20 protein-coding genes and 1 pseudogene are annotated in these 21,993 nt (G+C 63.9%); 2 read left to right on the forward strand and 19 right to left on the reverse strand.

Going from position 1 to position 21,993, the window contains the following annotated elements; all coding sequences use genetic code 11:
- Positions 1–123 precede the first annotated feature (123 nt).
- From QP164_RS03180 to QP164_RS03215, 8 genes are all read right to left on the reverse strand, one after another.
- Positions 124–999, reverse strand: a complete 876-nt coding sequence (locus QP164_RS03180) for an SDR family oxidoreductase (protein WP_056476130.1) — start codon at positions 997–999, stop codon at positions 124–126.
- Between the two features lie 90 nt (positions 1,000–1,089).
- Positions 1,090–1,971 carry an MBL fold metallo-hydrolase gene (locus tag QP164_RS03185; RefSeq protein ID WP_277984196.1) on the reverse strand — a complete coding sequence of 294 codons (882 nt, stop codon included), beginning with the start codon at positions 1,969–1,971 and terminating at the stop codon, positions 1,090–1,092.
- A 137-nt stretch (positions 1,972–2,108) separates the two neighbouring features.
- A complete protein-coding gene (locus tag QP164_RS03190) occupies positions 2,109–2,459 on the reverse strand; it encodes a response regulator (protein ID WP_093401120.1) in 351 nt (116 codons plus the stop codon).
- A gap of 91 nt (positions 2,460–2,550) precedes the next feature.
- The gene (locus QP164_RS03195; RefSeq protein WP_333922103.1) at positions 2,551–4,041 is read right to left on the reverse strand and encodes an HWE histidine kinase domain-containing protein; all 1,491 of its coding nucleotides are present in this window, start codon (positions 4,039–4,041) and stop codon (positions 2,551–2,553) included.
- A gap of 118 nt (positions 4,042–4,159) precedes the next feature.
- On the reverse strand, positions 4,160–4,594 hold the full coding sequence (locus QP164_RS03200) for a response regulator (protein WP_333922104.1): 435 nt from the start codon (positions 4,592–4,594) through the stop codon (positions 4,160–4,162).
- Positions 4,551–5,723: a histidine kinase dimerization/phosphoacceptor domain -containing protein gene (locus QP164_RS03205; RefSeq protein WP_333922105.1), complete on the reverse strand. Its 1,173-nt coding sequence runs from the start codon at positions 5,721–5,723 to the stop codon at positions 4,551–4,553. The genes QP164_RS03200 and QP164_RS03205 overlap by 44 nt, the downstream gene beginning before the upstream one ends.
- 285 nt (positions 5,724–6,008) lie before the next feature.
- On the reverse strand, positions 6,009–7,475 hold the full coding sequence (locus QP164_RS03210; protein ID WP_243693489.1) for an 8'-apo-carotenoid 13,14-cleaving dioxygenase: 1,467 nt from the start codon (positions 7,473–7,475) through the stop codon (positions 6,009–6,011).
- A complete protein-coding gene (locus tag QP164_RS03215) occupies positions 7,472–7,789 on the reverse strand; it encodes an antibiotic biosynthesis monooxygenase family protein (RefSeq protein ID WP_333922106.1) in 318 nt (105 codons plus the stop codon). Before QP164_RS03215 ends, QP164_RS03210 begins: the two co-directional genes overlap by 4 nt.
- Positions 7,790–8,120: 331 nt before the next feature.
- Between QP164_RS03215 and QP164_RS19715 the strand changes: the two genes are divergently transcribed.
- Positions 8,121–8,450, forward strand: coding sequence for a DnaJ domain-containing protein (locus QP164_RS19715; RefSeq protein ID WP_443027413.1), 330 nt, complete (start codon positions 8,121–8,123; stop codon positions 8,448–8,450).
- A 430-nt stretch (positions 8,451–8,880) separates the two neighbouring features.
- On the opposite strand, the gene QP164_RS03220 is transcribed toward QP164_RS19715, so the two are convergent.
- The 3 genes from QP164_RS03220 to QP164_RS03230 form a co-directional block, all read right to left on the reverse strand.
- Positions 8,881–9,096, reverse strand: coding sequence for a LysR substrate-binding domain-containing protein (locus QP164_RS03220; protein ID WP_333922107.1), 216 nt, complete (start codon positions 9,094–9,096; stop codon positions 8,881–8,883).
- Entirely contained in the window at positions 9,000–9,788 is a 789-nt protein-coding gene (locus QP164_RS03225) for a LysR family transcriptional regulator (protein WP_333922108.1), read from the reverse strand. The genes QP164_RS03220 and QP164_RS03225 overlap by 97 nt, the downstream gene beginning before the upstream one ends.
- Positions 9,789–9,872: 84 nt before the next feature.
- Positions 9,873–10,244, reverse strand: coding sequence for a cyclophilin-like fold protein (locus QP164_RS03230; RefSeq protein WP_333922109.1), 372 nt, complete (start codon positions 10,242–10,244; stop codon positions 9,873–9,875).
- Between the two features lie 512 nt (positions 10,245–10,756).
- Between QP164_RS03230 and QP164_RS03235 the strand changes: the two genes are divergently transcribed.
- Positions 10,757–11,953 carry an MFS transporter gene (locus QP164_RS03235; protein WP_333922110.1) on the forward strand — a complete coding sequence of 399 codons (1,197 nt, stop codon included), beginning with the start codon at positions 10,757–10,759 and terminating at the stop codon, positions 11,951–11,953.
- Positions 11,954–12,044: 91 nt separating this feature from the next.
- On the opposite strand, the gene paoC (QP164_RS03240) is transcribed toward QP164_RS03235, so the two are convergent.
- The 8 genes and pseudogenes from paoC (QP164_RS03240) to QP164_RS03275 form a co-directional block, all read right to left on the reverse strand.
- Positions 12,045–14,255 carry an aldehyde oxidoreductase molybdenum-binding subunit PaoC gene (gene paoC, locus QP164_RS03240; protein WP_333922111.1) on the reverse strand — a complete coding sequence of 737 codons (2,211 nt, stop codon included), beginning with the start codon at positions 14,253–14,255 and terminating at the stop codon, positions 12,045–12,047.
- Entirely contained in the window at positions 14,252–14,860 is a 609-nt protein-coding gene (locus QP164_RS03245) for a cysteine hydrolase family protein (protein ID WP_333922112.1), read from the reverse strand. Before QP164_RS03245 ends, paoC (QP164_RS03240) begins: the two co-directional genes overlap by 4 nt.
- Positions 14,861–14,908: 48 nt before the next feature.
- Entirely contained in the window at positions 14,909–17,116 is a 2,208-nt protein-coding gene (gene paoC, locus QP164_RS03250) for an aldehyde oxidoreductase molybdenum-binding subunit PaoC (RefSeq protein WP_333922113.1), read from the reverse strand.
- Positions 17,117–17,120: 4 nt separating this feature from the next.
- Positions 17,121–18,070 (reverse strand): annotated as a pseudogene (locus QP164_RS03255) (FAD binding domain-containing protein).
- Entirely contained in the window at positions 18,051–18,704 is a 654-nt protein-coding gene (paoA, locus tag QP164_RS03260; RefSeq protein ID WP_333922114.1) for an aldehyde dehydrogenase iron-sulfur subunit PaoA, read from the reverse strand. The pseudogene QP164_RS03255 and the gene paoA overlap by 20 nt, the downstream one beginning before the upstream one ends.
- Complete coding sequence (locus tag QP164_RS03265) at positions 18,688–19,806, reverse strand: XdhC family protein (protein ID WP_056024456.1); 1,119 nt, start codon at positions 19,804–19,806, stop codon at positions 18,688–18,690. The genes paoA and QP164_RS03265 overlap by 17 nt, the downstream gene beginning before the upstream one ends.
- Positions 19,803–21,035: an MFS transporter gene (locus QP164_RS03270; protein ID WP_252574838.1), complete on the reverse strand. Its 1,233-nt coding sequence runs from the start codon at positions 21,033–21,035 to the stop codon at positions 19,803–19,805. The genes QP164_RS03265 and QP164_RS03270 overlap by 4 nt, the downstream gene beginning before the upstream one ends.
- A 210-nt stretch (positions 21,036–21,245) precedes the next feature.
- On the reverse strand, positions 21,246–21,941 hold the full coding sequence (locus QP164_RS03275) for a RibD family protein (protein WP_056024461.1): 696 nt from the start codon (positions 21,939–21,941) through the stop codon (positions 21,246–21,248).
- Between the last annotated feature and the right edge of the window lie 52 nt (positions 21,942–21,993).

Here is a 21,993-nt window from a genome sequence, read left to right on the forward strand (position 1 = left end):
CTCTGGTAATAGCGGCTGACGCTGGCCCAATCGTGGCGTCCTGAAAGCCTTGGTGCACCATAGATCCTATGGCCACCTCAGCTGACTGCGGACGTGCAGCCGGCTGAGGTTTAGCCATCAGAATCAGGAAATTGGAACCCCGCCGGTCACGGCCACGACATTACCGGACATGTAGCTCCCCTCCGCCGACGCGAGCATCACATAGGCGGAAGCGAGTTCGCCTGGCTGTCCAGCGCGGCCGAGCGGCGTGTTCTGGCCGAGCGTTTCCAGTTCCTCCGGTGACTTGGCGATCGGCTGGATTGGCGTCCAGATCGGGCCTGGCGCCACCGCGTTCACGCGAATGCCTTCGCCGGATAGAAGGTTGGACAGGCCCACCGTCAGGCTAGAGATAGCGCCCTTGGTTGCTGCGTAGACAATCATGTTCTTGCCAGCGACCTTTGCCTGTTCGCTGGTCGTGTTGATGATCGCCGAACCCGGCTTCATGTGCGGCGCTGCTGCCTTGGCCAAACGGATCATGGCAAAGACGTTAGCGGCGAACGCGGCCTGCATCTCGTCGTCGTCGATGCTATCAAGGCCCTCGTTCATTGTCTGAGCGGCAGCGTTGTTGACGAGCACATCGATGCCACCGAGTTCCGCGATCGTACGCTCAACCAGGGTTATGCAGTGATCCCGGTCGCGAAGATCGCCCGGAAGCAAAACACAACGTTGCCCCGCCTTTTCTACCCACGTCAGTGTCTCTTCGGCGTCGGCTTGCTCGTCGGCAAGGTAGGAGATCGCAACGTCGGCTCCCTCACGGGCATAAGCAATCGCCACTGCCCGGCCGATACCGGAGTCCCCTCCGGTTATCAGCGCCACCTTGCCCTTCAGCAGGCCCTTGCCGACGTAGCTCTCCTCGCCGTGATCGGGTTTGGTTCGCATCCTCGCCGTCAAACCGGGTCTTGGCTGCCGCGGCTCATCAGGAAAACTTGTCGGCTGGCTGGTACGCGGATCGTCGGTCATAGCGGTTCCTGCTGGTGGATATCAGCAGCAAACGGCTCAGGAGGAATAACGTGCCGGGCGGCCGCACGTGACGACGGCATCCCGTCGGTGTCAGCGTTTCACCGGTTGCCAGCGATAAGCAGTGCCGGCCTTGACGATCTGGCCGAGCCCTGGGAACGGAAAATGCGGGCTGAACACATGTTCGCCGCTCGCTGCCAACTTGGCCAGCTCGGCCGTCCGCCGCTGGCGCCCCTGCTCGCCGTCGGTGTCGTAGCCGATGATCCATTCGGGCCTGGCGAGAGACACGATAGCGCTATGAGCAGCGTCGCCCATGTCGAGTAGCTTCTGGCTGTCTGACGTGATTTCGTAGCCGCTATGGCCGGGCGTGTGCCCCGCCAGCGGGACCGCGCGGATACCCGGGATCACGGCCGCGCCAGGATCAAACGGCATGACCTTCGGCGTGATCGTCGCGACTAGCGCGGCATTGTCGGGCTGGCTCTGCATGAACGCCCATTCGGCGCGCGTCATACGGATCGTAGCGTTGGGAAACGCCAGTTTGCCGTCCGCGCTCGACAGGCCGCCGACATGATCGCCGTGCGAATGCGTGATGAGGACGTCAGTAATGTCCGCCGGCGATACTTTGGCGAGCGCCAGGCTCTGCATCAGGACGCCACCAACCTTGGGGCCCAGGCCAGTGTCGATAAGGACCATACGGCCCGGCATGCGGACAAGCAGCGCATCGACACCGAGCGATAGCGCGTCGGTTGGCGCGCCTGCTTTCCGCAATATATCCGCGACAGCTGCCGGGCCTTCCTTCTTGCCGAACACGCTGCCGTCGTTCGGAACGCGGTTGATCATGTCCCGCAAGGCCACAGTACGCATCGAGCCGATGCTGAACGGCACCGCCGCAGGCCCGATCGGCACCGGCTTTGCCAGCACCGTCGCCCCCAAGAATACGGCAACTCCGAGCGCGGCTATCGAACGAAGGGTCATCTACATTCCCATGATGATTGTTGGATATCGTAAGGAACGTGGCGGGTTCAGTGACCTGAGACAACTTGATGAGGTACCAGGTCTTACAGGTAAGGCCGATGGGGCGACTGCTTCACTGACCGTCGGCGATCGCTGGCTCAGGCGGGCGCCAGACTTTGGAACGCCGCGATAAGAGCCTGTTCGTTGATCGGTTTGTCGAGAACGATCATCGATGGCCGACTTACATGGCATGCTTCGCGCGTGCCGGTAACGAAGATCACGGGCGTCGGCCCATGCTCCAAGATGATGGCTTCCACCGCGGCAGGACCGGTACCGGCTGAGAGATTGACGTCGGACATGATGATGGAGGGAGGCCGCAATCTCGCGGCATCGATTGCCTCATCTTGCGAGGCGGCCTGATCAAAGGATGTGCCACCAGCCCGCTCGATCAGCTGAATGATGTGATCGGCGATGAGGAAATCATCCTCGATGACGAGCACATGGCACATATGACAGATCCCGATAAGCTGAGCTCTTAACCAATGTGGTCACGCAATGGGCCCGCCACGGCGTTAATAAATGTCAGACATGATCGAGAGCTTAGATCGGCGCTTCGATTGCGAAGCGAACACCTTCCGGCAAATATTGGATTTCCGCCCTGCCGCGGATGTGGCGTGACAGGACACGCTCAATCATTCGCGTACCAAATCCAATACGCGTAGGCACGGCAACGACAGGACCATCCTGCTCTGCCCAGGAGAAGGTAAGTCGACGTTCCGTCCCATTGCCGTTCAGGTCCCAGCGTATGCTCACCTGACCCTCCGGTACCGAGAGCGCACCATATTTGATCGCATTGGTCGCCAGCTCGTGCAGCGCCATCGACAACGCAAGTGTCACTTCCGGGGTCAGCCGTATCGTCGGGCCGACAGCGGAAAACCGTCGACCGTTGCTGTCCATGAACGGCGCGAGCACCCGCTCGACGATCTCACCGATCGCCGCGCCTTCGATCTCGTCCTTGAGCAGCAGTTCGTGGGCAGACGCTAGGCTGGCGATGCGGCCCGATACCGCATCCCGAGCCTCAGCGAGGGACGCAGCATCGCGTAGCGTCTGACTGACAACGGCACTGACTGTCGCAAGCGTGTTTTTCACGCGGTGTGTCAGTTCATGGGCCAGAACCGAACGTTGCTCCTCGGCGAATTTGCGCGCTGAAACATTGCTCGAAAAGCCCGAAACCGCCAACGGCGTGCCATCCGCACGGCGCTGCAGCGAGCCTTGGGAATGGATCCAGCGTTGCTCGCCTTCAGGCGTCAATATGCGGTATTCGACGTTATACCGCGTGCCATGCTCGATAGCGTTGTTCAGCGAGGTCGTGAGGAGGTCTCGATCCTCTGGATGAACGCATGCCAGCATACCTTTCATCGACAACTTTTCGCCGACAGGCCGGCCAAAGTTCGTCAGGCAACTTGGCGAGTAGCTGAGCCGCCATTCCGGCAGGTCGATGGTCCAAGTGCCCAGTCCGCCAGCATCGAGCGCAAGTGCCAGGCGGGCCTCTCGTTCGGCTAGCGCAACTTCGCGCTTCGCAAGCTCGGCACTCAGCGTGTCGCGGTCGCGTTCCAACTGCAACAGCCCGTGCCGCTCGAGTGTGACATCGAGCTGGGATGCCACGAAGTAGCGTAGGCTGCCGATCGCGTCATGCACGGGCGCGACCATGAGGCGGTTCCAGAACGGCGTGCCATCACGACGGTGATTCAGGAGGTCGATATCGATCGGCTTACGAAGAGCAATTGCGTCCTTCATGCGTTGGACGTCAGCCTGATCGGTCAACGGTCCCTGCATGAAACGGCAGTTCCGGCCAACGACCTCGACTGCCGAGAACCCCGTCAGAGCCTCGAACGCACGATTGACGTAAACCAGCGGGTTATCCGGTAGCGTTGGATCGCTGACGACCATTGGCGTAATGCAGTGATCGAACGCCGCAACGAAGGGGTCATGCTCGTTGAGGCGGGACGCAAAGGCATCGACAGCCTCGCGTACGACACTTGAGGCATCGTGCGGTCGAATAGGCGAAGGTGGGAGTGGCTGACGGTCCAAAGCGGGAACGTCCTAGCGGTAAGACGTTGATGGATCAACGTAATCGAATTTATGTATAACTTCTGTCATCTGTCGTCCCACTTCGTGAGGCCGTGGATTGTCGCTTATCACCCGGAAATCAGGTACTGGTCTGGGACCACTCTGCGGCAAACGCGGGCGCCGCAATGAAGCTCGCTGGCTGCGGGGATACGGGCGGTGGATCGCAGACACCCTCTTCGATGTAGCGCATTGCGGACATCAGACCATTCCGGGAGAAGGGTTTGGGTATGACGCCATGGCCACCGGCAAAGTCGGCTGGGATCTTAAGTGGGTTTGCAGTGACGAAGACGACTATTGCGTCCGCCCATCGCTTTCGGATTAGTGCACAGACATCTAGGCCGCTGGTGCCTTTCGCAAGCTGTATGTCGACAAAAGCCAAGTCCGGATGGAGATCGCTTGCCAGGTCTTCAACTTCGTAGAGAGACGCGGCCTCGCCGACGACACGGTGACCGGCGTCTTCGATCATCGCTTCAATATCCATCGCCAAAAGAGCTTCGTCCTCGACGATCAGCACATTCAACGGCGGTTGGGCACGTGCATTCATTAATCGTCCACCGGGAATGAGAGAGATACACGAACACCGGGGCGGCGTCAGACCACACGACGTCGGCCCTGACTTGCTTGGCGAGGCGGGAAATAAGCATTTTGCCAATGCCGTCCGGCTGAACGTCATTGCTGGCAAGCCCATGCCCATCATCGGTGATTTCGATCAGGGCATTATTGCCTTCTAGGGCGGTGCGGACGGAAATCGTACCGGCTCGCCCGTCGGCAAATGCATGCTTGATGGCGTTGGTCGCTATTTCGTTGAGGATCAACCCAAGCGATGCCGCCTTACTGGACGGCACCTCTATTTGCGAAATGTTCGAAACAAGCTTGATGTCGTCGCGTCGGCTGGCACCAACGACGTCGCTGATTAGATTTTCAGTAAACGCCCCGACATCGAACCGGGTGACGTCGTCCGACTGATAAAGACGGCGATGCACTGTCGCCAGCGCATCAACCCGTTCGAGCATAGTTTCAAGTTTTGATGAAACGGCCGGGTCTGATATGCTACGCGCCTGCAAACGCAGGAGCGAACCGATCATCGTAAGGTTGTTCTTTACCCGGTGGTCGACTTCGTGAAGCAGCAGAGTTTTTGCATCTAACGCGGCCTCCAGGTCTGACGTGCGCGCCTCGACCTCCTGTTCGACCAATAATTTCTGCTTTGAAATAATAGTCTGCGCTTTGACGCGGTCAGTAACATCAAGCTGGGAGGCGAAGAAGAATACAACCTTACCGGCGTCGTTGCGTACAGGACTCAGATACAATGCGTTCCAGAACGCAGATCCATCCTTCCGATAGTTTAGAAGGTCCACGGCAATGTCGGTCTGGGCGTCGATTGCCTGACGCACTTTAGCCACCTGCTCTCGGTCGGTGTCGGGACCTTGCAGGAAGCGGCAGTTACGGCCGATGATTTCACTTCGGTCATAGCCCGACAGCGTTTGAAAGGCTTCGTTGCAGAAGACGATCGGGTTATCGGTCTGCGCGGGGTCCGTAATGACCATAGGCATTCGGGTAGCCCGAACAGCCGCGGCAAAAGGGTCCGCTCGTCCGTGCTCGTAATCGAGCGCTTCCGTCAGATGCCAATCGTCTCGCTGCTTCATCACGCCTCCGTGGAGCGTGCCGACCAGCCGAACTCCATGCCGGGACTAAATCGTTTTGATCGGCTTCCGTTCCGCTGAGGGATCGAGTTCGTCTCCCTGAGGCAATACCATTGGGCGGCATGGCTTGCGCGTACAAAGCCTCTTTGAGATCGAAAATCGGCGACCCGTCTGCAGGCTGGGAGCTCAACGAACGGCAGACATGGGGAAAGAGGAAATGGCTCGTGAGTGTCCGCTTGTGGGTCGAGTGTCAGGCTGAACGAATGCGCGGCGGCTGCGTGGATCAGGTTACTTCAGCCATGCGCCATGGATGCCTGGCGGCACACAATGCGGAATACGGACGGATGCCACGGGCGGTGCCTCGAAGTTCCGCGCATCCAGTATCTCCAGCGCGGTGGTGTGCCCACCGGCGTCGATCACGAGCCCGACGAGCCAGCCATCATCCTCGCCAGAGTCCGGCGAGCGCGGCACGAACACGAACTCGCCCGCGATGCGTCCCGGTCCGAACTCGTGCAGTCGTCGCGTGTCATCTTCTAAATCATGCTTGATGAGCGGCGCCTCGCCAACCAGCGTTTCCGTCATCTGTTCGGGCAGCCCGAGCGCATAGATATGGCGGTAAGGGCGGCCATTGCGACGCTCGTCTATCGTCGGCAGTTCCTGCGGCGAGGGGTCGATCGCGCGCTGGTCCACCGATCCAGTCAAAGGGTCGATCGTCCATCGCTCGAGGCCGCGCGGCTGCTCGTCCGGTGCCAGATTGTCGCTAGCAAACATGCGGTCGTACGCGACCACGTCGAGCGCCACGCTCCCGTTCGGCAGATCATGCGCGTTGGCAGTGTGGAACACGAAGCACGGATCGAGCGGGAACCACCGGATTTCCTCCGCCTCACCGTCGCGCGGCAGCAGCCCGATCCGGGCCGGATGCTTCTCGTTCCACCGATAGGGAAACCCATGCCCCGCCAGCACAGTGCGCATCGACAGGGTAAGCGGCAGGTCCATGACGACGACGTAGCGCTGCGTGATCGCGCAGTCGTGGATCAGCGGCCCGTGCGACACCGGGATCGTCACCGATCGTCGTACCCGGCCGGCGACATCGACGACGTTGTAGCGAATGCGCTTGGGATCGGTCGCCTCGTAACACAGCGCGTGCAACTCGCCGGTCGCCGGGTCGCGGCGCGGATGGGCGGTGAACGAGCCGGGCAGGGTGCCGCCGAAATCGTCGTAGCGCTGCGTCTCCAAATGCTCGTCGAAGCGGACCGGCGTACTGCCGGCTTCTACCAGCGCCCATCCACTGCCGGCATGGTCCAGTACGCTAGTGTTGACGGTGTCGAAGATGTGCCGTGGCCCTGGAGCCGCCGGCACATGCCTGGCCGCCGCGACATCGGTCGAGCGGATCCAGCGATTCCGGTACCACCGGGCTTGCCCGTCCTCGAGCCGGATGCCGTGCAGCATCCCATCGCCCGTGAAGAAGTGGTAAGAGCGTGGGTCGGCGTCGGCGGGGTTTGGTCCGATACGAACGTAGCGGCCGTCAAGCTCAAGCGGGATGATACCCTCGACGGCAAGGTCGGTGAGGGTCAGTTCCTCAGTCATCGGCTCGTGGATGCCCGTAAGCAACGGGTGCGGCGCATCGCGGGGCGGCAGGCGGCGCTTGTTGAACGCGGCGATGCCGGTGACGATCGGCGAGGCAATTGCGCCGACGACGTTGTCGATCGCCTGCTCGAAGCGGCTGGCGAACGTCGGACGTCGGGTGACCGTCACGATGTCGTGACGGTTTGGATGACGTCGAAGCCTTCGAAGCGAGGCGGCGCCAGGTACAACGGCTTGTGGTCGCCTGCGCCGCGATGGGCCGCGCGAAACGCCTCGGACCGAGTCCAGTTTTCGAAGTCCCCGCGCGACAGCCAAACGGTATGCGACGAATAGAGGACGTGATCGTCGGCCGCGGGCCCGCGCAGCATGTGGAACTCGACGAAACCCGGGACGCCGGCAAGGTACGAGTCGCGCGACAGCCAGACCCGCTCCAACGCCCCCTCCTCACCGGGGATCACCTGAAATCGGTTCATGGCGATGAACACGGGGGCAAGCTCCTGTGTCGACTGGCAGGCCTAAGGTGGGGTTTAGCGGGACGGGATGCGAGGGCGATGATGCGCGATATGAGTTGAAAGCCTCATCTGAGCGAATGTCCGAGAGGGGAAGGCGATCAAGATGAGCTAAACGGCGGATGTGGGTCAGCGCCGGTGGGGGAGGCGGCGTGGTGTCGTCAAAAGCACGAAGTTGCGGATGGGAATGGTAGCCATCTGACCGTTGGCGCCTAAAGCCGCCCTTTGCATCACTGAGAACGTCCGGTTAAGATCACGCGCCAGGCGGCCTTTCCTTTTTCGCGTTTTCGCCGCAAGTAACGGCTAAATGGCTGTCTCACCCGACTATTATTCTGTTTTAGGTGTTCCCTCGACGGCAAGTCGCGTCACTATCCACGCCGCGTGGAAAGCGCTGCTCCGTCAATATCACCCCGATGCCAATCATGGTGTGGATGTTTCTGCTCGTGCGAAAGCGATCAACGAGGCGTATCCGTTTTGGGAAAGAAGGAAGCACGCGCCGCCTATGATCGGTCGCAGATCAGGCCGTCTGCCCACCGAGCGACCGCGGACCGACCGTTTCACCCCAGGAAAGCCGGCAGGCGCGCGATGCGACCTAGCCCCTCGATGCAGCCCGGCGGTAGCCTCTCAAAGCCGCTAGAGACCAACGAATGGCTGATGGGCCTTTTCCTGCTGATCCTCACCGCCGCACCGATCGCTACAGTCCTGGTTTTGTGGAATGAGGAATCCGGATTGGCACCTACGGTTCGACATAGCGTCGCCGCTCATCCCGTGCCTGAGCCTTTTCCAAAAGCCGTCCGCAGCTCATCGGGCACAAAACTCGGACTTGGACAGCCTGCTTCCTAAACTATCGCCCAATCGCGACATTCGAAATCGCAGGGTCAGGTGCCAAAAGCAGTCGTAACGCGGAGATGAACGAGCGGCCGAAGTTGGGAAGCTGGGAAGGGGCGGGGACGTCTGCTTCTGGGTCTTCGATGCCAAGGAGCGCATGGCGCATGTCTACGACAACCGATGGTACGAGCAGTTCGCGATGAGCGCCGACGTTGCATGCGCATTTCCAATTCGCGTGTCTAAAGGCCTAGCGGACGCAACTCGCGAATGAGTTCGATCAAAAGTTTCAGGCCAGTCGGCACTTGGCGACGGCTGGAATAATAGATGTGGTATGCCGGGCCCATCGTTGACCAGTCCTCTAGCACCGGGCGTAGTTCTCCGCGCGCGATATAGGGGGCGAAGGTTGCCTCCATGCCGTACATAAGTCCGGTCCCCGCGAGCGCCATGGCCAGCATCGCTCGCCCCCGTTGACGAGGACCTTGCTCGCCACGGGTACCGAGAATTCACCCTCGGGGCCTTCAAACTCCCAGCGATAGATATGCGCATTGCCGAGGCGGACCCCGAGGCAATGGTGGTGTTCGAGATCAGATGGATGCTGCGGAACGCCGAACTTTTCAAGATAGGCGGGCGACGCGACGACGACCCAGCGGAGTTCGCTCGACAGACGCTGCGCCACCATGTCCTCGGGCACGGTTCCGCCGTACCGAATCCCCGCGTCGAAGCCGTCTTCGATAACGTCGGTCATCTGATCGCGCGCCGCGATGTCGATCTCGATGTCGGGATACCGCTCGATGAAGATCGGCATGACGGGCGCAAGCAGTAAGGGCGCCGCTTCGGCGGCCACGTTCAGACGAACCCGTCCGGTCGGCGCGTCGCGATAGCGGTTGAGGCTTTCAACGGCCTGATCGATCGTGCCGAAAGGCTCAGCCACCTTGTCGCGCAGTTCCTCGCCGGCGGCTGTCAGGGTGACGCTCCGGTTGGTGCGGTGGAGGAGGCGTACGCCTAGTCGTGCCTCTAGCCCCTTCAAGGCATGGCTGAGCGCCGATGCGCTGACGCCGAGTTCGAGCCCGGCGAGCCTGAAACTTCGATGTCGGGAGATTGCCAGGAAGTAGGTCAGGTCGGCGAGGTCGGATCGGCTGGTCGTCATGGTGTATCCTGCGGTCTATGGGTTAGCGTCGCAAGCGATCGACGGGCGACTGCGGCTTCGGCAGGGACGTCCTCGCTCGAAGGATCAGCGTTTCGTCGGAGGAGCAACGCGCTGTCGGATCGTCACCTTCACGGCACCCGGGCTCGCGAGATCGGCGTAAGGGCCGTCGATCCGACCGAGGATCACGAGGCCGGGAGAGTGCGGGCCATCCTTGTGGTAGAGCGCGATGTTACCCCAGGGCGCGTAATAGCCGATCTCTCCGGCGCGGGGCGTGACCGCGGCCGGTGCGCCGTCGCGGGTCAGCGGTCTGGGCAGAGTGGCGACCTTTTCCGTCGCTGCATAATCGGTCAGCGTCAGATCGAGCGGCAGCTGCGCGAGGAAATCGCGTGACGACGGGGTGTCTGCGATCTGCGCGGTCCATTGCCGGGTGCCGGCATCGATTTCGATCGTCGCCATTGTTCGTGTCTCTCTGGCACTGTTTCCATTGGATACCACGGCGTTGGTTGCCTTCGCGGTCGCGGCCGGTTGGCCGCACGCCGGCAACAGGGCCAACAGGCAGAGAATGGGGCGTCCTGCCTCGATAGTGCGCATCGTCACCTTCCCCTTACGCCCCCATGGCACGCGACCGCCGCAGCTTCGCCAAGCCCGAGCCGCACGCCGTGGAGCCGCGGCTTGGTCGCCAGCGCATCGGCGATGGCGGCATCCAGCGCGGCGATCCTTGACCGGCACGTGTGTCGATCTTGATCTAATCGCCACCAGCGACCCGAACAACACGATCTTGCGTTGATGCCATGATGAGCGACGCTCAGTGTGCGACGGTATCCGCGCCGCGTTACGGCCGTCATGGACGCCTGCTCATCCGGGCGTTGAGCTGCCGCCATGCCACGATTGCGCGGGCGGATCGTAGGACAGTCCTCTCCCATCGATCGGGCGCCTCGCTCGTCCGGCGATCGCACAAAGGTAAAGTCTTGGATATCGAACCACAGGCGCGCGCCGAGCGCGATACGCTCCCCGTTGGCGCGCTCATCCTGCTCGCGCTGACCGGGTTCACCGCGATCGTGACCGAGACGCTCCCCGCAGGTCTGTTGCCCCAGGTCGCCGATGATCTGGACATATCGCGCGCGCTCGCTGGCCAGATGGTGACGGTCTATGCCGTCGGATCGGTGATGGCGGCCATTCCGCTCGTCAGTGTCACGCAGAGCTATGCGCGCAAGCCACTCCTGCTCGCGGCAATCTTCGGCCTGCTGGTGTTCGATGTCGTGACCGCGCTCTCCCACAGCTATGCGGTAACGCTCGTCGCGCGGTTTGCGGCGGGCGTTTCCGCCGGGCTCGGCTGGGGCATCCTCGGAGGCTATGCGCGCCGGTTGGTAGTGGATCGGTTGAAGGGCCGCGCGCTCGCACTGGCGATGATCGGCACCCCGCTGGCGCTGTCGGTCGGCGTGCCGCTGGGCACGTTCGCGGGCGGGGCGATCGGCTGGCGGACCGCGTTCCTGGTGCTGGCCGCGCTCGCGCTATGCCTGGCCGGGGCGGTCGCGTGGAAGATGCCGGACAGCGCCGGCCAGCCGCCCGAGCGCAAGCTGTCGAACCTGGCCGTGCTGCGGATGCCGGGTGTCGCGCCGATTCTTGTCACTGCGTTCGCGTGGGTAACGGCGCATTACATTCTCTACACCTATGTCGCGCCGTATACGGAATGGGCCGGCGACGGTAACCGGGTGAGCCTGCTGCTGCTGGTGTTCGGATGCGCCGCGCTCGCAGGGATCTGGATCGCGGGTGCCGCTGTGGACCGCCACCTGCGCCTCCACGTCCTCGCCAGTCTCGCGGTGTTCGCCGCTGCGACTGCGGTGCTCGGCTTTCTGCCGCACAGCGACAGCGTCATCCTTGTCGGCGTCGTCCTGTGGGGCCTGACGTTCGGCGGGGCTGCGACCTCGATCCAGACGGTGGCCTCCGACGCGGCGGGCGAGGGCGTCGATATCGTCGGCGCCATGCTGACGACGGTCTGGAACGTGAGCATCGCATGCGGCGGCGCGGTCGGCGCGCTGATCTATCGCAGCGCCGGCGTCGCGGCGTTTTTCCCCGCGATGCTGGCCTTGCTTGGCGTCGCCTTCGCCATTGCCTACGCAGCTTCAGCCAACGGCTTCACGCCGGGTGCGCGTACCGAACCCTGACGCGAGGGCGGCTGCGGTCATCCACGCTTTAGCGCACTAGTGTGGGTGAACGCAGCCGCGCGCCTCGCAACGCGGCTGCAGGTCTGTCGCGTCACGCGATTTCCGGCAGGCCTGCGAAGTGCTTGTCGAGGGTCACCGGATATTCGCGCACCCGAACGCCGGTGGCGTTGTACACCGCGTTGGCGATCGCCGGCGCTACGCCGACCAGGCCCAGCTCGCCGACCCCCTTGGCCTTCAGCGGCGACATCGTCGCATCGACCTCGTCGATGAAATGCGCTTCGAGATGCGGGACGTCGGCGTGGACGGGCACCTCGTAGCCGGCAAGGTCGTGATTGACGAAGAAGCCGAAGCGGGTGTCGACGGCCATCTCCTCCATCAGCGCGGCGCCGATCCCCATCGTCATCCCGCCGATCACCTGGCTGCGCGCCGTTAGCGGATTGAGGATCCGTCCCGCGGCGCAGACCGCCAGCATCCGGCGCACGCGGACCGCGCCGGTATAGCCGTCCACGGCGACCTCGGCAAAATGCGCACCAACGGTCTGCTGCGCATACTCCTTGCTCAGGTCGCCAAATTCCATGACATCCTCGGCGACGATCTCGCCGTCCCTGGCGGCGTCGGCGAGCGGCACCGACCGACCCGCCGAACTGACGAGTCCGTCCGCGAACGTCACATCGGTCGTGTTGAAGCCCATCCGCTGCGCAACGAGGTCGCGCAGCTTCGCGCATGCAGCGTAGACGCCGGCGGTGGCCGACGCTGCCCCCGCCTGACCGCCCGAGCCGGGTGTCTCGGGAAAGGTCGAGTCCCCGAGCTTCGCGGTCACGCTGTCTAAGGGAACGCCCATCATCTCGGCGGCGGTCTGCGCGACGATCGTGTAGCTGCCCTGGCCGATGTCGGTCATGTCGGTCTCGACCGTGACGTGCCCGTCCTTGCCCAGCCGTACGCGAGCGCCGGCCTTCATGATCGGTGCGCCGCGGATCGCGCTGGCGACACCCATGCCGATCAGCCATTTGCCTTCACGCCGGCTGCCGGGTTTTGCGACCCGCGCGTTCCAGCCGAAGCGGTCCGCGCCCTCTTTCAGGCACTGCACGAACGGCCGAGTGGAAAAACGGCGTTCGGGTTTTGCAGGGTCGACCTGCGTGTCGTTTGCGATACGCAGCGCGACCGGATCCATGCCGAGCTTTTCGGCAAGCTCATCCATTGCGACTTCCAGCGCCATCATCCCCGGCGCCTCGCCCGGCGCGCGCATGGCGTTGCCCTCGGCGAGATCGAGAGGGGCGAGATAGCGACGCAACAGGCGGTTCTTTCCCGCATACATCAGCTGCGTCGGAAGGGTGGTAGGCTCGGTACGGCCACCGGCGAGGTTGCCCGACCAGCTATCGTGACCGATGGCAATGAGGCGGCCGTCCTTGCCGGCGCCCAATCGAATGCGCTGGATCGTCTTGGGCCGGTGAATGGTATTGTTGAACATCAACGGGCGCTGCAAAACGACCTTGACCGGACGACCAGATACGCGCGAGGCGATGGCCGCAAGTGCAAGATCGCTCTGCGTCGTACCCTTGCCGCCAAAACCGCCGCCGATGAAGGGGGAGTGCAGGCGGATATTTTCCTTCGGCGTGCCGATGATGAGGCCCAGGTCTCGACAGCCCCAGTTCATCGCCTGGATCGACGTCCAGCACGTCAGCTTGTCGCCATCCCAGCGCGCGATGGATGCGTGGGGCTCCATCATCGCATGCGCCTGATCGGGAACGGTGTAGGTCTCGTCGACCTTGACCGGGGCACCGGCGAACGCGGACGCAAAGGCGCCGACCGACTGCTCGCTCGGGCCGCCGAACGCTTCCTTCGGCGCGATCGGGGAGGAAGGCTTCTGCGCGGCCAGATCGAAGCGACCGTTTCCGCGAGCATAAGTCACGCGTATCAATGCCGCCGCGGCGCGCGCCTGTTCGAACGTGTCGGCGACGACGACTGCCACCGCCTGATGATAATGATCGACCAATGGCCCGGCCAGAATACGCTGCGTGTAGAATTCGCCCTTGCCGATCGGACCGGAATTTTCATACGTGACGATCGCATGGACGCCAGGCGCGGCGCGTGCCGCCCCGGTATCGATGCGTTCGATACGTCCCTTGCCGATCGCTGCGCCGAGGATGTAGCCATGCGCCGCATCCGGCGCGAAGTCGTGATGCTCGGCCGCGTAACGCGCCGTCCCGGTCGTCTTCAGGGGACCCTCGACGCGCGAGTGTGCCCGTCCGACCACGGAGAGGCGGTCGATCGGCGTAGTGCCCGCAGGCGTGTCGAACTTCACGCATTTGTCTCCAGATCGTCCAGGAACTGGTCGTGCGTTATCGGGCGTGAGAACATGGGAAAGTTCTTCGTGACCGCCGCCTCCTGTTCCTCGGGGCTCAAGGTTGCCGTGCAGTCGGTCAGCGTGACGACGCGGAAGCCGCGTTCATATGCCGAGCGCATGGTCGACTCGACGCAGCAATTGGTGAGGAAGCCGGCGATCGCCAGATCGGTGATGCCGCGCTGGCGCAGGATGAAATCGATGTTGGTGCTGGCGAAACAGTCGAGACCGCGTTTGCCCTCGATCACGATGTCGCCATCGGCCGGTGCCATCGCATCGGCGATCGCCGCGCCCCAGCTGCCCTTGCGAAAGGCCTGCGCCTGCTTGATGCCGGCCAGAATGCCGTAGGGATCGGACGGCATCTCGGGATAGCCGTCCGCAAAACTGATCGGCGCGTGCATCACCGTCACGCCGCGCGCGCGCGCCTGCTCAACGACGGCCCGGCTGTGCGGCAGCATGTCGGTGTCGGCCATCACCGCCTTCACCGCGTCATGCTGCGCGCCGCCTTCGCTAACGAAGTCGTTCTGGTACTCGATCAGCAGCAGGGCGGTCTTTTCGGGTATCATCGTCTTGTCTCCCATTCGTTGCAACCGCCGCGGATCGACCGGCGTGGCTCACGCCACCGCCGGCAATCGGTCGAGATGCTTGTCGAGGGTCAGTGGATAGTCGCGGAGGCGGACGCCGGTCGCGTTGTACATCGCGTTCGCAACCGCCGCGCCGACGCCGCATAGGCCCAGTTCGCCAATGCCCTTGGCCTTCATCGGGTTGGCCTTGTCGTCGGCCTCGTCGAGGAAGATCACCTCCTGGTGCGGGATGTCGGCATGGACCGGCACCTCGTAGCTGGCGAGGTCGTGGTTCACGAAGAAGCCGAAGCGTTTGTCGACCGCCAGTTCCTCCATCAACGCGCTGCCGACACCCATTGTCATCGCTCCGATCACCTGGCTGCGTGCCGATGTCGGATTGATGATCCGTCCGGCCGCGCAGACCGCCAGCATCCGGCGCAGGCGGGTCGCGCCGGTATAGCTATCGACGCCGACCTCGACGAAGTGTGCGCCGAAGGTGGACAGCTGCCAGCTTTTGTCGAGGTCGCCATATTCGATCTTGTCTTCGGCCATCAGTTCGCCCGCAGACGCCGCCTTGCGAAGGTCGGCCGAGCGATTGCCGCTCGTGACCCGGCCGCCGTCAAAGACGGCATCGGCCGAATTATAGCCAAGGCGCTGCGCAACTGCCTCACGCAGCTTGACGCAAGCTGCATAAACGCCCGCCGTTGAATTGGCGGCGCCGAACTGGCCACCCGACCCGGCTGAGACCGGGAATGCCGAGCTGCCGAGCTTCACCACGACGGCTTCGATTGGAACGCCCATCATCTCCGCCGCGGTCTGCGCGATGATCGTGTAGCTGCCGGTCCCGATGTCGGTCATGTCGGTCTCGACCGTGACGATGCCGTCCTTGCCGAGCCGGACGCGCGCGCCCGACGTCATGTTCATGTGGTTGCGAAACGCGGACGCCACGCCCATCCCGACCAGCCAGCGACCGTCGCGGACCTGGCCGGGCTGCGCGTTGCGGCGCGACCAGCCGAACTGCTGCGCGCCCTCGGTCAGGCAGCGCACCAGCTGGCGCTGTGAGAAGCGGCGCTTGGGGTCCTTCGGATCGACCTGCGTGTCGTTCTTCACGCGGAAGGCGATCGGATCCATGCGGAGCTTTTCCGCCATCTCGTCCATCGCGACCTCTAGCGCCATCAGGCCCGGGGCTTCACCCGGCGCGCGCATCGCGTTGCCCTCGGGCAGATCGAGCACGGCCAGCCGCATCGACGTCAGGCGGTTCGCGCCGGCGTACAACAGGTTAGTCTGCAGGACGGCGGCCTCCGGGCTGCCGTTAGGCTGGTCGCCCGAGCCGCTCTCGTGCGCGATCGCGGTGATCGTGCCGTCCTTGGTCGCACCGATGCGGATGCGCTGGCGCGTGGCGGGACGGTGCGTCGTGTTGTTGGCCATAAACGGGCGACTCATCGCGAGCTTGACCGGGCGCCCCGCCGCCTTTGCGCCGAGGGCCGCCAGCACCGCATCGCTGCGTAGGAACAGCTTCCCTCCAAAACCGCCGCCGACATAGGGCGACAGGAAGGTGACCTTCTCCTTAGGCATATTCAGCGTGGTGGCGAGATCGGTACGTCCCCAGTCTATCATCTGGTTCGAGGTCCACACCGTCAGCGCATCGCCGTTCCAGGCGGCGATCGAGGCAAACGGCTCCATCATCGCATGGCTGTGATCCGGCGTGGTGTATTCGGCGTCGAGCTTGACCGGCGCGGATGCGAACGCGGTCTCGAACTTGCCAACCCGGTCTTCGCCCTTGCCGGGCTTTTCCGCATCGGTAAGCGGAGCCGTCTTCAACGCGGCGTCGAGATCGAAGCGCCCTTTGCCCCGAGCATAATCGACACGGACCAGACCGGCGGCCGCACGCGCCTGCTCGAACGTCTCGGCGACGACGACGGCGACCGCCTGATGGTAATGATCGACGTCGGGTCCGGCGAGCAGCTTGACGGTGTTGAACTTGCCCTTGCCGAGCTTGCCCACGTCGGCAGCGGTGACGATCGCGATGACGCCGGGCGCGGCCTTGGCTGCGGCCGTGTCGACCGCGTTGATGCGTCCCTTGGCAACGGCCGCGCCGACGACATAGCCATACGCGGCGTTCTCGATCTCACGGTGACGTTCATAGGCGTAGGGCGCCAGCCCGGTGGTCTTGAGCGGGCCGTCGATGCGGGTCTGCGCACGCCCGACAACCTTCATGCGGTCGATCGGGTTGGTAGTGGCGGGTGTTTCGAACTTCATGGACTTATGCCTTCGCTTCGGCGAGGACCGAGGCCAGCGCGCGGGTGGCAAGTGGCAGCTTGAACGCGTTGTCCTTGGTCGGCGTCGCACCCTGGAACGCACGCGCCGTCACTGCGGCGGCACCGCGGGGCAGCAAGGCATCCGCCGCCTCGACACGCCAGGGGCGGGGGCCACGCCACCGAACGCGACGCGCCCGGTGCCATCGGGCTGGATCACCGCGGCGATCGACACCAGCGCATAGGCGTAGGATGCGCGATCGCGCACCTTCTCGTAGAAATGCTTGCCGCCGAGCGGCTTCGGCAAAGTGACGGCGGTGATCAGCTCGCCTTGCTTCAGCACGGTATCCTGCTGGGGCGTATCACCCCACAACCGGTGGAAGTCGGCGATCGGGATCGAGCGGCGCTGACCGGTCGCATCGACGGTCTCGACCACCGCGTCGAGCACGCGCATCGCCACGGCCATGTCGCCCGGGAACGTCGCGATGCAGCTATCGCTGACGCCGATGACGCCCAACTGGCGCGAGTATCCGCCGATCGCGGCGCAGCCCGAACCCGGCTTGCGCTTGTTGCACGCCATGTTGGTGTCGTAGAAATACGGGCAGCGCGTGCGCTGGAGCAGATTGCCGGCGGTCGACGCCTTGTTACGCAACTGGCCCGATGCCCCCGCGACGATCGCGCGCGTCAGCACGCCGTAATCGCGCATAACCCGCTCGTCGGCGGCGAGGTTAGTGTTGGTCACCAGTGCGCCGATGCGCAGCCCGCCTTCACGCGTCGCCTCGATCTTGTCGAAACCGAGATCCTGCACGTCGACGAGATGCGTCGGCGTCTCGACCTCGATCTTCATCAGGTCGAGCAGGTTGGTCCCGCCGGCGATGAACTTGGCCGCCGGGTTGCCGGCGACCGCGCGCGCCGCGGCGCTCGCATCCTTCGCGCGCTCATAGGTGAAAGCTCTCATGCTTTTGCTCCGCGACTTCGGCCATGGCCTCGGCGATGTTGGAATAGGCACCGCAGCGGCAGATGTTGCCGCTCATGCGCTCGCGCATCTCGACGTTCGTCGCGGTCGGCTTGGTCATCAGGTCGCCCTGCGCATGGCTGGGCACGCCACGCTTGATCTCGTCGAGGACCGCGACGGCCGAGCAGATCTGACCCGGCGTGCAATAGCCGCATTGATAGCCGTCATGCTTGATGAAGGCCGCCTGCATCGGGTGCAGCTTGTCCGGCGTGCCGAGGCCCTCGATCGTCGTGATCTCGTCGCCTTCGTGCATCACCGCGAGGCTCAGGCAGGAATTGATGCGGACCCCATCGACCATCACGGTGCAGGCGCCGCACTGGCCATGATCGCAGCCCTTCTTGGTGCCCGTCAGGTGCAGGTGTTCGCGCAGCGCGTCGAGCAGGGTCGTCCGCGGATCGAGGCTGAGCTCGCGCTTCTCACCATTGACCTTGAACCGCGCCGGCATGGTCGGCGTGGCGCTAGCCTGGGGCGGCGTCGTCGCGACGGCGCCGGCCGGCGATGCGGCGATCACGGCTGTCGCCGCGCTGCCCGCGAGGAGCCCACGGCGCGAAAGCTCTACTTCAGATATGCTGGGCATGGGCTTCATCTCTCTTGCTGCCGTACCGCGCGTCCGCGGTAACTGTCTGATCTACATCAACGATTGTCTCGGACTGTAACGCGTCGCCGTGCCGTTTGGAGCGTGCATGATGTTCAATGAAACCATGAGGATGGCTCATGGCCCAACTCTCCGGGCGAGGCTTTTCGAGCGCCGTTGTCGCTTCATAGGCCTGGACCAATTGCGCCATGATCGAGAGCGCTAGCGTCTGGGGATCGCGTGTCGCCTTGATCAGACCGACGGGGCCGACAACCCGCGCGATATCATCGCGCTCCGCCCATGCTTCCAGAAGGCGCCGCTGACGCTCGATATGCGTTTTCATGCTGCCCATCGCGCCGATGAAGAACGGGCGTTGCTCCAGGACCTGGAGCAGGAGTGGCGTCTCCCAGTCGTGATCGTGGAACAGCGTCACGACCGCGGTCCAGGGATCGATCGCCAATCCGTCCACGCGGCCGACGAACCGGAGAAGATCCGCGGATCGTCCCTGCCGCCGTGTGTCCTCGACGAGCGAGGCCTGGGGGCTCAACAGCGTCGCGTCGGCGCCATAGGCGTGGGCGATGTCGAGCATCGCGGCGGGCTCTGCGCCATGTCCCATGACGACCAGCCGAAGGACCGGATCGTGACGTACGCTGAAAATCGTATCGAGCCACCGCGTGCGATCACCGTCGCGAGACCAAGCGGCAATGATAGTCCCGTCGAGCGAGAGGTGGAGCACGACCGGCTCGCGCCGTTCCAGAATGGCGATGGCGCGATCGATCTGCCGACGATCCGGTGTCGGCGTGAACAGCAGGTCGATGCCCCCGCCGCAGGGCAGCCGAATGTCGATGTAGCGCGAACCGTCGCCATAGCGCACGTGACGTGCGCGCCCTTCGGCAAGGGCCTCCTGCGCCTCTGCGATCACGGCGGCTTCCACGCACCCACCGGAAAACGAGCCCAGCGACCGTCCGCTTTCGGCCACCGCCATATGCTCGCCCGGCGCGCGGGCCGCGCTGCCGGTGACGTCGGTCAGCGTCACCAGCGCGGCCCGCTCTCCCCGTTCGTCACAGTCGCGCAGGAAGCGCAGGATCGCCAGCGCCTGCTTCATGCCGCTACGGCTTGGGCAGGGGCGGCGGGGCGACGATCGGCTCGGCCGATCGCGACCGCGGCGAGTGCTGCAATCGCAAGAAGGCCGGCGCTGGCGAGAAACTCGGCGCGCGGACCCGCTGCATCGAAGACGATGCCGCCCATCGTCGCGCCCAGCGTAATCGCGAGCTGCACGATCGCCACCATCAGCCCGCCGCCAGCCTCGGCCTCGTCGGGCACCGTGCGCGCCAGCCATGTCCACCACGCCACCGGCGCGGACGTGCCTGCGAAACCCCAAACCGCAAGCAATATTCCGACCGCCACGACGGACGTACCAAGCACCGTCAGTGCCGCCGCCGTTGCCGCCATCAACGCTGGCAGCACGGCAAGGGTGAGGAACAGGCCCCCGTTCAGCACCCGCCCGATCAGGACGGTGCCGATGAATCCGGATACGCCGAGAATGAGCAGCATGATCGACAGCATGGCCGGCGAGACATGCGTCACCTGCTCGAGGAACGGGCGGAGATAGGTGAACAGCGCGAACTGCCCGACGAACAGCATCGCGACGGTCAGCAGGCCGAATACCACGGGCGGCCGGCGCAGCAGGGCGAACATGCCGCGGGCGCTCTGTCGTTCTGCAACCGGAAGCGGTGGCAGCGTCAGCGCCTGCCAGATCACGGCCGCGACGGCGACCGGTACCACGCAGAAGAATGCGCCGCGCCACCCGATCAGGCTGCCGACGAAACTGCCCAGCGGCGCCGCGAGCACGGTGGCCAGTGCATTGCCGCCACTGATGACCGCGAGCGCTTTGGGGACCGCGTGGCTCGGCACCAGTCGCATGGCGATCGCAGCCGACATCGACCAGAACCCGCCGATGGCGATACCGAGCAGCGCGCGGCCGGCCATGAAGACCAGATAGGTCGGCGCAAACGCGACGATGGCACCGGAGACCACCAGCAGGCTGGTCAGGACGAGCAGCACGATCCGACGGTCCGTTTTCCCCAGTACGGAGGACAGCGACAGGCTAGTGATGACCGCGAACAGCCCGGATATGGAAATCGCCTGTCCGGCCTTGCCCTCGGTCAGATTCAGCGTGTGTGCGATCGGGCTCAGCAGGCTGACCGGCATGAACTCGGACGCGATCAGCACGAAGCTGCACAGCGCCATTGCATATACCGCGCCCCAGCGGGCGGGCCGATCGTCGATGCGCGCGGCATCCGTGTCCGCAACCGCGGCGATGGGACTTGCCATGATGGCTCTCCTGATTGTGCCAAATGCGCCCGGACCCGTCGTGGAGGGGGATCGCGACGGATCCGGGCGCTCGTGCCGTGCCGGTTCGGGGACGAACGGTTGGCTGCGAAGAATGCTAATTTAGGGAAGGACGATCCGACCGACAATTCAGCCAGACGTTGATGCCTTGGTGAGCGCTGCTCATGCACACGCCCGTAAAACCGCGAACCGTCAGGCTGGAGTGACCCGGTACCGAAGCCAGACGGTCCCGCCGTCCATGACGTCATGACTCATCAACGCCAGAGTATCGATCGGCAACCGTTCCGAAGCCGCCGTGCCGGAGCCTTCGAAAACGGCCGGAGCGCCCGATGCCCCGTCGATCGCAGGCACGAGCATCAGGCTGATCTCGTCGATGAGGCCGGCACGGAGAAAGCCGCCGTTGAGGTGACCGCCGCCTTCGAGGAGCAGGCGGTCGATCCCCAGTTCGGTATTCAGAATTTCTACGACCTCGTGCGGGTCGAGGTCGGTCTCGCCGGCAAAGACATAGCCGACGCCGTCCTCGCGCAGTCCCGCGAGATGCGCGTCCGATACCGCCTTGGTTAGCACGACCACGATAGGATCGCCGCTTACATCGCTACGCCCCCACGCGATCTTGCCATGAGCGTCCAACACGATGCCATACGCTTCCGCCGCGTGGTTCGGGAGCCAGGCGGTACGGAGAAAGCTCGCCTCCGGCTGGTCCGGATACGCGTCGCGCTTGGCGAACTCTTGGCCGGTGACACGGCCGACGAGCCATGACCCGCCTCCGAGCCTGTCATGCAGGTCCTCGTAAATATCATGCGAATGCGCGCCGCTTGGCGTCCAGCGTTCAGGCAGGATCCTGCCGTCGATGCTGCTGGCCATGTGACAGATGATATGCGGCTTCATGTACGGGCATCCCGGGCTTGTCTTTAAATCTAGTCACGAGGAACGACCGCAG

Source organism: Sphingomonas sp. LR59 (assembly GCF_036855945.1).
In the GTDB taxonomy this organism is placed as follows: domain Bacteria; phylum Pseudomonadota; class Alphaproteobacteria; order Sphingomonadales; family Sphingomonadaceae; genus Sphingomonas.

Coding starts and splice junctions, on each gene's coding strand:
- QP164_RS03180 (WP_056476130.1), bottom strand. CDS start 999: ATGACCGACGATCCGCGTACCAGCCAGCCGACAAGTTTTCCTGATGAG.
- QP164_RS03185 (WP_277984196.1), bottom strand. CDS start 1,971: ATGACCCTTCGTTCGATAGCCGCGCTCGGAGTTGCCGTATTCTTGGGG.
- QP164_RS03190 (WP_093401120.1), bottom strand. CDS start 2,459: ATGTGCCATGTGCTCGTCATCGAGGATGATTTCCTCATCGCCGATCAC.
- QP164_RS03205 (WP_333922105.1), bottom strand. CDS start 5,723: ATGAAGCAGCGAGACGATTGGCATCTGACGGAAGCGCTCGATTACGAG.
- QP164_RS19715 (WP_443027413.1), top strand. CDS start 8,121: ATGGCTGTCTCACCCGACTATTATTCTGTTTTAGGTGTTCCCTCGACG.
- QP164_RS03220 (WP_333922107.1), bottom strand. CDS start 9,096: ATGCTGGCCATGGCGCTCGCGGGGACCGGACTTATGTACGGCATGGAG.
- QP164_RS03225 (WP_333922108.1), bottom strand. CDS start 9,788: ATGACGACCAGCCGATCCGACCTCGCCGACCTGACCTACTTCCTGGCA.
- QP164_RS03230 (WP_333922109.1), bottom strand. CDS start 10,244: ATGGCGACGATCGAAATCGATGCCGGCACCCGGCAATGGACCGCGCAG.
- QP164_RS03245 (WP_333922112.1), bottom strand. CDS start 14,860: ATGATACCCGAAAAGACCGCCCTGCTGCTGATCGAGTACCAGAACGAC.
- paoC (WP_333922113.1), bottom strand. CDS start 17,116: ATGAAGTTCGAAACACCCGCCACTACCAACCCGATCGACCGCATGAAG.
- paoA (WP_333922114.1), bottom strand. CDS start 18,704: ATGCCCAGCATATCTGAAGTAGAGCTTTCGCGCCGTGGGCTCCTCGCG.
- QP164_RS03265 (WP_056024456.1), bottom strand. CDS start 19,806: ATGAAGCAGGCGCTGGCGATCCTGCGCTTCCTGCGCGACTGTGACGAA.
- QP164_RS03270 (WP_252574838.1), bottom strand. CDS start 21,035: ATGGCAAGTCCCATCGCCGCGGTTGCGGACACGGATGCCGCGCGCATC.
- QP164_RS03275 (WP_056024461.1), bottom strand. CDS start 21,941: ATGAAGCCGCATATCATCTGTCACATGGCCAGCAGCATCGACGGCAGG.